Origin of the sequence: Kitasatospora sp. NPDC056184, assembly GCF_042268405.1 — a bacterium.
Classification (GTDB): domain Bacteria; phylum Actinomycetota; class Actinomycetes; order Streptomycetales; family Streptomycetaceae; genus Kitasatospora.
Map to the genome: position 1 here is coordinate 327,115 of NZ_JBHJUI010000008.1, position 11,954 is coordinate 339,068.

The window sequence follows — 11,954 nt, forward strand, 5'->3', positions numbered from 1 at the left end:
GCGGGCCCGAACCGTTCGCCGCTCCGCCCCGGCGGGCCCGGGGACCGGGCGTGACAGGGACGTGCGCGGATCGTCACAACCCGGCGGCGGTGCCGTTCCGGAGCCGCGCTCCCCTCTTTTGCGCCCTGCCCCGACCGCTACGCTGACCGTATGACGAGCGAGGAGCAGCCCACCCCCAGCGCCGCGGCGGCCGCCGGCACCGGCACGCCCGACCGGCCGGAGACCGCGCCCGCCGGCACCGCCGGCGAGCGGATCCGGGCGCTGCTGCGGCTGCGCCCCTACCGGCGGCTGTGGACCACCCAGCTGATCGGCGGCACCGCCGACCGGCTCGGCCTGCTGGTGCTGCTGATGCTCACCGTGATCGCCGCCGTGTTCGGCGGGCCGTTCGGCGACCCGCCGCGCAGCCTCGCCTTCGCCGTCGCCGCCGTCCTCGCCACCCGGCTGGCCGCCACCGGACTGGTCGGCGCCGCCCTGCTCGGCCCGGTGCACGGACTGCTCAGCGGGAAGCTCGACCGGCGCTGGACGCTGTTCGGCGCCGACGCGCTGCGCGCCGTGCTGATCGGCCTCGCCCCCTGGTGGATCGTCTGGCTGGGCTCCGGGTCGGAGCCCTCCGGCGCCGCGACCTGGGTGTTGCTCGCCACCGTCTTCCTGACCGGCGCCGCCGAACGGGTCTGGGCGATCGCCAAGGCCGCTGCCGTCCCCGGGCTGCTGCCGCCCGCCGACGTGTACGCCCCGGCGGCCGAGCAGCGCCCGTCCGCCGCCGACCTGGCCACCGTCCGGACCCTGGACCACCGCACCGGCTGGGCCACGGTGCCGCTCGGCGCCGCCGCGCTGGTCGCGCTCACGCTGCTCAACAACGTCGCCGCCGCGCTCGGCTCGGACTGGCTGCGCGCCCACCAGACCACCTTCGCCGCGCTCGGGGCGGCCGCCCTGTTCGCCGTCTCGGCCGCCCGGGTGCACCTCCAGGAGCTGCCCGGCGGCCCCGTCCGGGTACCGCCGGTCCCGCCGCTGCGGGGCCTGCGCGCCCCGACCGACGCGACCCCCGGCCCGGCCCTGGCCAAGGGCCGCACCGGCTCCGCCCCCTACTTCACCTTCGCCGTCGCCGCCGGGTACGCCACGATGGCCGGCGTCGCCGCGCTGGCCCTGCTGACCGCCGCCGAGCACGGCGCCGGGCCGATCGGCTACGCCCTGCTGGTGCTGGCCGCCACCGGCGTCCCCGCGCTCGGCGTCCGGCTCACCCGGGCCGTGCTGCCCGCGCTCTCCCGCCGCCGTCTGCTCGCGCTCGCCCTGCTGACCGAGGGCGTCGCGCTGATCCTGGCCGGCCTGGTCGTGGACTTCGTGCTCGTCCTGCTGCTCACCGTGCTGGCCGCGCTGGCCGCCGGAGTGGTGATCTCCACCGGTCGCACCCTGCTCGCCCAGGAGGTCGAGGAGGTCCGGCTGCCCCAGGTCACCGAGCACCTCCACGCGGTGCTGCGGGCCGTGGTCGGCGCCGCGCTGGTCGGCGTCCCGCTGATCGCCGCCGCCTACGGGGCGGTCGAGTACGGCACGGTCGAGCCCGGCTCGTTCACCTTCATCCACGGCGGCGCGGCCCTCGCGGTCGCCACCGCCGGACTGCTCACCCTGGTGCTGGCCGCCGTCGTGCTGCTGCGCGCCGACGACCGGCGCGGCACCGTGCCGTTCGGCCGGGACCTCGTCGACGCGGTGCGCGGCGCCACCGGCCCGGCCCCGCACCGGGCGGGCACCGGCTTCTTCATCGCCCTGGAGGGCGGCGACGGCGCCGGCAAGTCCACCCAGGCCCAGGCGCTCGCCGAGTGGATCCGCGGCAAGGGCCACGAGGTCGTGCTCACCCGCGAGCCCGGCGGCAGCCCGGTCGGCCAGCGGCTGCGCGGGCTCGTCCTGGACGTCGGCAACACCGGCCTCTCGCACCGCGCCGAGGCCCTCATCTACGCGGCCGACCGGGCCGAGCACGTCGAGAACGTGATCCGCCCGGCGCTGGCCCGCGGCGCGGTGGTCATCACCGACCGCTACATGGACTCCTCCATCGCCTACCAGGGCGCCGGCCGCGACCTGGCCGCCACCGAGGTCGCCCGGATCTCGCGCTGGGCGACCGGCGGGCTGATGCCCGACCTGACCGTCGTCCTGGACGTCGACCCGACCCGGGCCCGGGAGCGGTTCACCGAGGCGCTGGACCGGCTGGAGTCCGAGCCGACCGAATTCCACCAGCGGGTCCGCTCCGGCTTCCTGGCGCTCGCCGCCGCCGACGCGGCACGCTACCTCGTCGTCGACGGCAGCCAGGCCCCCGGCGCCGTCACCACCGCGATCCGCCACCGGCTCGACCGCGAGCTGCCGCTCTCCGAGCAGGAGAAGGCCGCCCGCGTCGAGCGGGAGCGGAAGGCGGCCGAGGAGGCGCGGCGCCGGGCCGAGGAGGAGGCCCGCAGGAAGGCCGAGGAGGAGGCCGCCGAGCGCAAGCGCCAGGAGGTGCTGGCGCAGCTGCGGGCCGAGCAGGCCGAGAAGGAGCGGCTGGCCGAGGAGGAGGCCGAGCGGGTCGCCGCCGAGGCCGCGCGCAAGGCCGCCGAGGAGGCCCGGAAGAAGGCCGAGGAGGAGGCCCGCCGCCGGACGGAGGAGGAAGCGGAGCGGCGCGCGGAGGAGGAGGCGCGCCGGGCCGCCGAGGAGGCCGAGCGCAAGCGGCTCGCCGAGGAGGCGGCCGCCCGGGCGGAGCTCCAGCGGCAGCGCGAGCTGGCGCGTGAGGAGCAGCGGCGCCGGGCGGAGGAGGCGCTGCAGCGGGCCGAGGAGGCCCGGCTGGCGCAGGCCGCCGCGCTGGCGGCGGCCTCGGCGGCGGCCGCCGAGGCGGCGGAGCGCGCGGATGCCGGGGGAGCGGGGGCGCCGGACGACGCGGCGACCACCGAGCTGCGGGCCGTGAAGGACGGCGGCCCGGCGGATCCGCGGACCGGGCTCGGCAACGACGCGACGCAGGAGCTCGCGCTGCGCGGCCGGGGCGCCGGTGCGGCGGACCTCACGGCGACGGCGAAGCTGCCGGTGGTGCCGGACGTGCCGTCGGCCGACGAGACGGCCGTGCTGCCGCGGATCCCGGCCGAGGACGCCGACCGGACGGCGGTGCTGCCCCGGATCGGGTCGGGTGCCGCCCCGGTCGACCAGGCGCCGCCGGCCCGGCGACCGGTCGGGCGGCCGGTCGCCGAGGAGCGCCCGGTGGAGCGCACCCGCGAGCTCCCGGTGGTCGACCCGCGGCAGGACCCGCCCGCCGAGGACGCGCGGCCGCGCCCGGACTGGGCGGAGGAGACCCCGCTCGACGACCTGCCGAGCCTGACCGACACCCTGCTCGGGTCCCGCGAGGAGTGGGCCCGCTGGGATCAGGACGACCGTCCCCGTCCGGGTGGCGCAGGCGGCCAGGGCCGCCAGGACGGCCGGTCCGGCCAGGGTGCTCCGGAGGGCCGGTCCGGCCAGGGCGCACCGGACGGCGGCAAGGACGGCGGCAAGGGCGGCAAGGGCCGTCGCTGGGGCCGTCGGGGCTGACGGGCACCACGGCCGGGCCGTGGTCCGGACCCGGCCGGTGCCCGACCGGGCTCCCGCGGGGCCCGGGCCCGTCGTAGCGGCCACGTATGCTCGACGGCGGGAGCGGGAGAGGTGGCCGGGGCGGCGTGCCCGGCCGGTCACGGTTCCGGTTCCCGCCGCCGCCGGTACGGGCGGGGCGGCAGGTCCGTAGCGAGCTTGGGAGCAGCAGTGGCCGTCTGGGACGACCTGGTGGGCCAGGAGCGGGTGGTCGAGCAGCTGACCGCCGCCGCCCGGGCGGCCGGGGCGATCATCGGTGCCGGGCGCGGCGCCGAGCCGCAGTCGGGCGGCAACGCCTCGCTGATGACGCACGCCTGGCTGTTCACCGGCCCGCCCGGGGCGGGCCAGACCACCGCGGCCCGTGCCTTCGCCGCCGCGCTCCAGTGCACCAGCCCCGACCTCGCGCTCGGCGGCACGCCCGGCTGCGGCTTCTGCGACGGCTGCCACACCGTCCTCGCGGGCAGCCACGCCGACGTGAAGTACGTCCGCACCGACGGCCTGTCGATCGGCGTCGGCGACATGCGCGACCTCGTGCTGCGCGCCTCCAGCTACCCGACCGGCGGCCGCTGGTCGGTGATCCTGGTCGACGCCGCCCACCGGCTCACCGAGGCCGCCGCCAACGCGCTGCTCAAGGGCGTGGAGGAGCCGTCCCCGCGCACCGTCTGGCTGCTCTGCGCCCCCTCGGTGCAGGACGTGCTGCCGACCATCCGCTCCCGCTGCCGCCTGCTGGTGCTGCGCACCCCGGCCGCCGAGGCGGTCGCCGACATGCTGGTGCGGCGCGACGGCGTCGAGCCGCACACCGCCCGGCTCGCCGCGCTGGCCGGCCAGGGCGACGTCGACCGCGCGCGCCGGCTGGCCGTCGACGAGCAGGCCCGCACCCGCCGCACCGACGTGCTGCGGATCCCGCTGGAGGTCGGCGACATCGGCGGCTGCCTGGCCGCCGCCCAGCGCCTGGTCGACACCGCCAAGGCCGACGCCGAGGCGCTCGCCGAGACCCAGGACGCCAAGGAGACCGACGACCTCAAGGCCGCGTACGGCGCGGCCGAGGGCGGCAAGGCGCCGCGCGGCATGGCCGGAGCGGTCAAGGAACTGGAGAAGCGGCAGAAGAGCCGGGCCACCCGGACCCGCCGCGAGACCCTCGGCGTCGCGCTGCTCGACCTGCTCGGCTTCTACCGGGACGTCCTCGCGCTCCAGCTCGGCTCGACCGGAGCGCTGGCCAACGAGGACCAGCGGCAGGCGCTGGACCGGGTCGCCCAGGGCGGTCCGCCGGAGTCCACGCTGCGCCGGATCGAGGCGGTGCTCGCCTGCCGGCGGGCGCTGGACCGCAACGTCGACCCGCTGCTCGCCGTCGAGGCGATGACCGTGGCGCTGCGCGCGGGCTGAGCCGCCGGTGCGGTGCGGGCGGTACGCCCGTTCGGCCCGTCGCGCTCTTGCGGCATCCCACCTTCGAGTGAACGTGCGTTACGCGCCGGGCACACGCGTGTGCGAACCCCGGATCGTCTTGCACGCTGGGGGGCCGACCGCGCCCCACCGCGGGGGCCGTCGCGTCCCCGTTACGGTGCCGGGCCCGACCGGTCGGCCGGCCCTTCTCCGAGGTGGTGCGTCCCATGGTCCGTTCGCTTCTGCTCGTTCCGCTGCTGGCCGCCGCCGGGGGCGGCGTCTGGCTGGCCCGCGGCGCGCTGCTGCGCTGGCGCGACCTGCGGGCCGCCGCGACGTACGAGCTGGCCGGGGAGCAGCGGCCGATGCTGGTGCGGGCGGCCGGGGCGATGGTCTGCGGGGTCTGCGTCACCGTGCTGACGCTGTTGACGGCGCTGGGCACGTTCGGCGCGCTGGGCGGTGGCGGGGCCGACGGGACGGCCGGTCCGGACGGTTCGTTCGGTTCCGCCGGTTCGCTCGGTTCGTTCGGTTCGTTCGCCGACCGGTTCGATGGCGCGGAGGACGGGGCCGCCGGTCCCGGCGGGGGCCGGCAGGCCGCACCGCCGGTCGGGCCCGCGGACGCCGTCGCGGCGTCCGCCCCGGCCGCGGCCGCGGGCGCGGGTGCGGCCGCCGCGGCCGTGCCGACGCCGTCCCCGGCGCCGGTCGTCAGCCGGTTCGACAGCGTCGGACACCCGGGCGGCGGCGAGCTGCTGCAGTCCGCCGTGCCCGGCCCGGACGGCCACCCGCGCAACGTCCGGGTCTGGCTGCCCGCCCAGTACGCCAAGGACCCGAACGCCCGCTTCCCGGTCGTCGTGATGCACGCCGCCACCCCCCGGAAGACCGCCGACGCCGAGGTCCCCGACGTCTTCGAGGGCCTCGCCTCCGCCGTGCAGAGCGCCAGGTCCAAGCCGTTCATCCTGGTCGCCCCCGAGGCGCCGAACGGCACCGCGCACCCCTGCGAGCTGGTCGCCGCCGCCCCGATGGCCGTCGCCGACGACGCCGCGCTGCGCACCACCATCGCGGCCACCTTCCGCACCCTGCCGCCCGGCCCGGCGGCCTGGGGCACGCTCGGGGTCGAGGACGGCGCGCCCTGCGCCGCGGCCGCCGGCCTGGCCCGCCCGGACCTCTACGGCGCGGCGGCGGCCGTCTCCGGCCGGTACGACGCGGCCGCGCTCGTCCGCACCGGCGCCGAGGCCCCCGCCACCGGGACCCCGAGGCTGCTGCTCGCCGCCGGGAAGGCCGACACCGCCGGGCTGGACGCCGCCCGCAAGCTCCAGTCGGCGCTGCGCGGCGGCACCGGCGCGGCCGCCCGCGCCGAGGTGCGGATCTCCGACAACGCGACGGACTACTCGGCGGACCGGATCCGGCTGCGGCTGGTCCGGCAGGCGGCGCAGTACCTCGGCGACGCGCTCGGCAAGGCGTCCTGAGCGCGCCGACGCGCGGCACTACGCTTCCGGTACCCCGGGTGGCAGTGGGGCCACCGGGCGTGAACGGCTGAGGGGATCCCAGATGCGGGCCGACAGGCGGCAGGACGCCCCGGCGCGGGTGCGCGGGGGAGGGGCCGTGGCGGCCGCGCTGCTGGCGGCCGCCGGGCTGGTCGCGAGCGGCTGTTCGGCCGGCGGGGCCGCCGCCCCGGAGACCGTCGCCGTCCCGTCCGGAGGCGGGACGCCGGGCTTCGCCGCTCCGTCCGGGGCCGCTTCCGCGCCGCCGGCCACCCCTCTGGAGTCGCTGCCCGCCGCCGTGCCGTCCGCGCTCGCCCCCTACTACGGGCAGCGGCTCGCCTGGCAGTCCTGCGACGACGGCTACGAGTGCACCACCTTCCGGGTGCCGCTGGACTACGACCGCCCGGCGGACGGCGACCTCACCCTGGCCGCCGTCCGCGCCCCGGCCGTCCCCGGCGACTCCTCCGGCTCGTCCGGGTCCTCCGGGTCCTCCGGGTCCGACGGCCGTCTCGGCTCGCTGCTGCTCAACCCCGGCGGCCCCGGCGGCTCGGCGGTCGAGTACGTCGAGGCCGCGGCCCGCACGTACGACCCCGCGGTGCGCGCCCGGTACGACCTGGTCGGCCTGGACCCGCGCGGGGTCGGCCGCAGCGCCCCGGTCACCTGTCTGAGCGGCGAGCGGATGGACGCGTACACCGCCGTCGACATCACCCCCGACGACCCGGCCGAGGTCGACGCCCTGGTGGCCGCCGCCAAGGAGTTCGCCGAGGGCTGCCGCCAGCGGTCCGGCGCCCGGCTCGGCCACCTGAGCACCGTCGAGGCGGCGCGCGACCTGGACGTGCTGCGCGCCCTGCTCGGCGACGAGCGGCTCAACTACGTCGGCAAGTCCTACGGCACCTTCCTCGGCGCGACCTACGCGGGCCTGTTCCCGGGCCGCGCCGGCCGGATGGTGCTCGACGGCGCGATGGACCCCTCGCTCGACTCACTGGCCGGCAACCGCACCCAGGCGGGCGGCTTCGAGACCGCCTGGACCGCCTTCGCCCGGGACTGCGTCGCCCGCGAGGACTGCCCGCTCGGCCGCACCGAGCAGCAGGCCGGCGAGCAGCTCACCGCCCTGTTCGCGACGATCGACGCCCACCCGCTGACGACCGCCGACGGCGCCCGCCGGCTCAGCGAGGCGCAGGCGACCACCGGCGTCATCCAGGCCATGTACGCGGACTTCCTCTGGCCCCGGCTGCGCACCGCGCTCGCCGACGCGAAGGGCGGCGACGGCACCGGCCTGCTCAAGCTCTCCGACGGGTACTACGGGCGGGAGCCGGACGGCGCCTACCCCAACCTGATGTTCGCCAACATGGCGGTGAACTGCCTCGACCTGCCCGCGCCGTTCGCCGGCCCCGAGGACGCCGCGCGGGCGGTACCGGAGTTCGAGCGGACCTCGCCGCGGTTCGGCCGGGACATGGCCTGGATGGCGCTGACCTGCACCTACTGGCCGGTCCGCGCCACCGGAACGCCGCACACCGTCCGGGCCGCGGGCGCCGCGCCGATCGTGGTCGTCGGCACCACCCGGGACCCGGCCACCCCGTACGCGTGGGCGCAGTCGCTGGCCGGGCAGCTGGAATCCGGGCGGCTGCTCACGTACGACGGGGACGGCCACACCGCGTACGGCCGCCACGACGCCTGCCTCGACGGCGCGGTCAACCGCTACCTGCTGGCCGGCGAGGCACCGGAGAACGGGAAGAGCTGCGGGCACTGAGGAAGCGTCCGGTACGACGTTAGGATGAGCGCCCCCTCATCGCTCTCCCACCCCCACCGGAGCCCACCGTGCTCGGAGTCAACGACCTGGCGACGTACGTCCTCGGCGCCCTCGTCATCGTCCTCCTCCCCGGCCCCAACTCCCTCTACGTGCTGTCCGTCGCCGCCCGCAAGGGCGTGCGCACCGGCTACCGCGCCGCCGCCGGCGTCTTCGTCGGCGACTTCACCCTCATCAGCCTGACCGCGCTCGGTGCCGCCTCCCTCCTGGAGGCCAACCCGGCCGTCTTCGCCATGGTGAAGTTCGGCGGCGCCGCCTACCTGCTCTGGATAGGCATCGGCATGCTGCGCGCCGCCCGCCGGCTCTGGCGCGAGCACCGGGCCGCCCCCGACCCCGCCGCCGCGGCGGCCGACGACCCCGCCGAGTCCACCGAGCGCCCGTTCCGCCGCGCCCTGGTGATCAGCCTGCTGAACCCCAAGGCCATCCTCTTCCTGCTCTCCTTCTTCACCCAGTTCGTCGACCCCTCCTACGGGAGCCCGGTCCTCTCCTTCGCCCTCCTCGGCGGCATCCTGCAGACCTTCAGCTTCCTCTACCTCTCCCTGCTGATCTTCGCCGGAACCTCCCTGGCCTCCGCCTTCCGCCGCCGCAAGCGCCTCTCCGCCGGCCTCACCAGCGGCGTCGCCGCCCTCTTCGCGGGCTTCGCCGCCAAGCTCGCCGTCTCCTCCGCCTGACCCCCACCTGGCATCGCGTTACGGATCACCGGCCAACCTGTGTAGACTGGCCCGCGTTGCCAGCACTTCCGGCAACGGTGCCGCCTTAGCTCAGTTGGCCAGAGCAACGCACTCGTAATGCGTAGGTCGCGGGTTCGAATCCCGCAGGCGGCTCAGAGAAGGCCCAGGTCATATAGCCCATGACCTGGGCCTTTTGCCATTCCTTGACGTGCGGGCAGGCGTCAGCGACGCGCTACAAGATCGCTTGCGTGAGCGATGCGTGAGCGCCGGTGTTGATCTTGGGTTAGCCCTTGGCCTTCTTGGCCTTGGACTTCGCCTTCTTCGCGGCCTTCCGCTTGGCCTTCTCCGCTTCGGCTGCGGCCTTGGCGTGAGCCTCGGCTTCGGTCTTCCGCTGGAGGGGGACGAGCTTCGCGGCGGCCTCGGCCGCGCCCTTGGCGATTTCGGGCAGGACGCTGGTGTAGATGTCCGAGGTGATCTTGATGGAGGAGTGGCCGAGCATCTCGGACACCACCTTCATGTCGACCCCGCCCGCGAGCGCGAGGGTGGCCGCGCCGTGGCGGAGGTCGTGCAGGCGGATCGGCGGCAGGCCGGACGCGGTCACGAGCCGCTCGAACATCTCGGTGACCTTGCCGGGGTGGAGCCAGGAACCGTCCTCGTTGGTGAAGACCCGGCCGGTGTCCTTCCAGGCCGGCCCCCAGTCGTCCCGCTCCTTCTGCTGGCGCTCGCGGTGGCGCCGCAGGACGGCCACCGTGTCGTCGTCCAGCGCCACGGTCCGGAAGCTCCCGTCGGTCTTGGGGTCGGACTCCTCGACCTCCCAGCCGTCCTGCACGAGCTGGGCCGTCACGGTCAGCGAGCTGTTGTCGAGGTTGGTCTCGGACCACGGCTGGCCGCACGCCTCGCCCCGGCGAAGCCCGCGGAAGGCGATCACGTGCCACATCGCGTACAGACGGTCGGCAGCCACATAGTCGAGGAACGCGCCGGTCTGCTGCGGCGTCCAGACCATCACGGCGGAGGGCTTCACGCCGGTCGCCTGCCACTGGGCGACCCGCTCCGGCGTCCAGACCAGAGCCTTCGGCTTGGCAGCCGGGTCGAGCTTGACGTGGGCGGCCGGGTTGAGGGTGATCAGGCCCTCGGGGATCGCGTCGTTCAGGGCGGTCCGGAGCGTGGCCCGGATGCGCTGGCGGGTGGCCGCGCCGGTCGTTCGCCGGAAGGGCGGCATCTCGGCGAGCTCGGCCCGCAGAGCCTTGCGGCGGGCGCGGTTCTCCACGCCCTTGAACGGCACCGTGGCAAGCTCGGCCTTCAGCGCGTGCCGCAGGGCGTTGTTTTCCAGGATCTCCTCGTTGGCGTCGGCGATGGCCGTGAACATCTCGGCGAGCGTGCTCACCCGCAGCCGGTCGACGCGGATGTGCCCGATGCGGGGCTTGAGGTGGACCCGCACGTCACACTCGTAGCGAGTGATCCCGGACTTGCGGATCTTCTTGCCGGCCAGCCAGGTGTCGAGCCACTCGCCCACGGTGACGCGGCTGGACAGATCCTGACCGGCCTTTAGGCGGTTGCGGGTCTCCTCGATATCGGGCAGCTGGGCCTTCTCGTCGGCGACCTTCACCAGGAGCTCGGCGACCAGGGCCAGGTCGTCGGGATCCTCCTTGCCGAGGGCGAGCAGGCCACGGACGTGGTCGAGGTCAGCCTGCGCCTCCTTGAGAGTCTCGTAGCCGGCACGGTTGAACGAACGGCGGGTGCCGTCCTCGGAGTTGGGCAGCTCCTGGCGTATGGAGTAGGAGCCGTGCTTACGGCTGCCGGCCTTCGGGCACGCCTTGCCGAGCGGCTTTCCGGTCTCGGCGTCGCGGCAGTAGCAGCGGTGGTAGGTGGAACCCTTCATTCGTCCTCCAGATCGGTATCGGTGTTCAGTGGGGGAAGCTCGGCGTCGAGAAAGTCGAGACTCGGTGCGAGGTGCGGGACTTCCAGGCCGATCTCGCGCAGGTGTGCCCTGACGGGTTGAAGCCGCTCGCGGACGGCTGCAACAAAAGCATCGAGTTTGTCCTGCGAGCCGGGAGGCCATTCCTCCCGGAACAATTTGAATTCCAGCTGGAACGCGTCGTGATGTTCCTCCTGGAGCTCTTGCCAGATCCGTTCGTGCTTCCGGTAGAGGCGGAGCCGGTACATCCCGAGCGAGTGGCGGGCCTCTCCTGTGAAGTGGGTGAGCGCCGACCAGCGGTCGCTGGGCATCTCTGGCAGGTAGTCGACCCAGCCGCCGAGAGCTGGAGAGAAGAGGAGCTCGACCGGTGCGATGTCCAGGGCCTCGGCCACGACGATCAGCTCGGGAATCGTGATCGTCTTGCGCCTGCCGGACTCCCAGTTGGCGATGACGTTCCGGGGGACTTCGTAGCCCAAGTCCCCTGTTTCGTCGGCCACATCCTGCGCGGACAGTCCAAGGTCTTGCCTCCTTCGGGTGATTGCTCGGATGACGTCCTTGGTGATCCGTTCGGGCCAGTCGGGCGCGTCTTCGTCGTCGGTGGACCAGTGTTCCTCGCGGCGTTGTGTCATATCGACACAGTAGCCACTGGAAAGCTCTTCTCCGTTGCGGCACTCCGCCGCAGCCCCCCGTCCGGGGGAAGCTCGGATTTGGAGTTCATGTGCGAACTGGTGACATATCGGCGACGGCGCAGGGGATGGGTCGGGCCGAACTTCTCAGGCTGCCGGCGGCCATCGACCTCGACACCGCCAACCGGGCCATCGGCCTCGGGCGGAGCAAGGGCTACGAGCTGGCCCGCCTCGGCGCCTACCCCTGCCGGGTCCTGCGGCTGGGCAAGAAGTACCGCGTGATCACAGCGGACCTTCTGCGCCTGCTCGGCATCGATGGGGCGCTCGGCGAAGGTTCGGCGGCTGATGCAGCTTGACGTGGTGAGAGCCCGATCCACAAGCCTGTCTGCCGTGGGCGTACTTGCCCGATTGGAGTGGATCTTCCAGCGGCACGACCGTACGTTCGTGGTGCCGCGGCGGCCGTGGGCCCCCCGGGGCCACCCCCCAGGTGCCAGCACTCCCAGGGGGTTT

8 protein-coding genes and 1 tRNA gene are annotated in these 11,954 nt (G+C 75.1%); 7 read left to right on the forward strand and 2 right to left on the reverse strand.

The genetic code is table 11. From position 1 onward, the window contains the following. Positions 1-150: 150 nt before the first annotated feature. From tmk to ACFC0B_RS19005, 6 genes are all read left to right on the forward strand, one after another. Complete coding sequence (gene tmk / locus ACFC0B_RS18980; RefSeq protein WP_376086955.1) at positions 151-3,531, forward strand: dTMP kinase; 3,381 nt, start codon at positions 151-153, stop codon at positions 3,529-3,531. A gap of 207 nt (positions 3,532-3,738) precedes the next feature. Next, positions 3,739-4,950 (forward strand): DNA polymerase III subunit delta', encoded by a 1,212-nt coding sequence (locus ACFC0B_RS18985; protein ID WP_376086956.1) that lies wholly within the window; start codon positions 3,739-3,741, stop codon positions 4,948-4,950. Positions 4,951-5,174: 224 nt separating this feature from the next. Further along, positions 5,175-6,410, forward strand: coding sequence for a hypothetical protein (locus ACFC0B_RS18990; protein ID WP_376086957.1), 1,236 nt, complete (start codon positions 5,175-5,177; stop codon positions 6,408-6,410). 82 nt (positions 6,411-6,492) lie between these two features. Further along, positions 6,493-8,175, forward strand: coding sequence for an alpha/beta hydrolase (locus tag ACFC0B_RS18995; RefSeq protein ID WP_376086958.1), 1,683 nt, complete (start codon positions 6,493-6,495; stop codon positions 8,173-8,175). A gap of 68 nt (positions 8,176-8,243) precedes the next feature. Then, a complete protein-coding gene (leuE, locus tag ACFC0B_RS19000; RefSeq protein ID WP_376086959.1) occupies positions 8,244-8,903 on the forward strand; it encodes a leucine efflux protein LeuE in 660 nt (219 codons plus the stop codon). 79 nt (positions 8,904-8,982) lie between these two features. After that, positions 8,983-9,056, forward strand: a tRNA-Thr gene (locus ACFC0B_RS19005). A gap of 130 nt (positions 9,057-9,186) precedes the next feature. On the opposite strand, the gene ACFC0B_RS19010 is transcribed toward ACFC0B_RS19005, so the two are convergent. Both ACFC0B_RS19010 and ACFC0B_RS19015 read right to left on the reverse strand, forming a co-directional pair. Next, positions 9,187-10,782 (reverse strand): tyrosine-type recombinase/integrase, encoded by a 1,596-nt coding sequence (locus ACFC0B_RS19010; protein WP_376086960.1) that lies wholly within the window; start codon positions 10,780-10,782, stop codon positions 9,187-9,189. Continuing rightward, positions 10,779-11,447: a helix-turn-helix domain-containing protein gene (locus ACFC0B_RS19015; protein WP_376086961.1), complete on the reverse strand. Its 669-nt coding sequence runs from the start codon at positions 11,445-11,447 to the stop codon at positions 10,779-10,781. The genes ACFC0B_RS19010 and ACFC0B_RS19015 overlap by 4 nt, the downstream gene beginning before the upstream one ends. A gap of 125 nt (positions 11,448-11,572) precedes the next feature. Between ACFC0B_RS19015 and ACFC0B_RS19020 the strand changes: the two genes are divergently transcribed. Further along, entirely contained in the window at positions 11,573-11,800 is a 228-nt protein-coding gene (locus ACFC0B_RS19020; RefSeq protein WP_376086973.1) for a hypothetical protein, read from the forward strand. Positions 11,801-11,954: the final 154 nt, after the last annotated feature.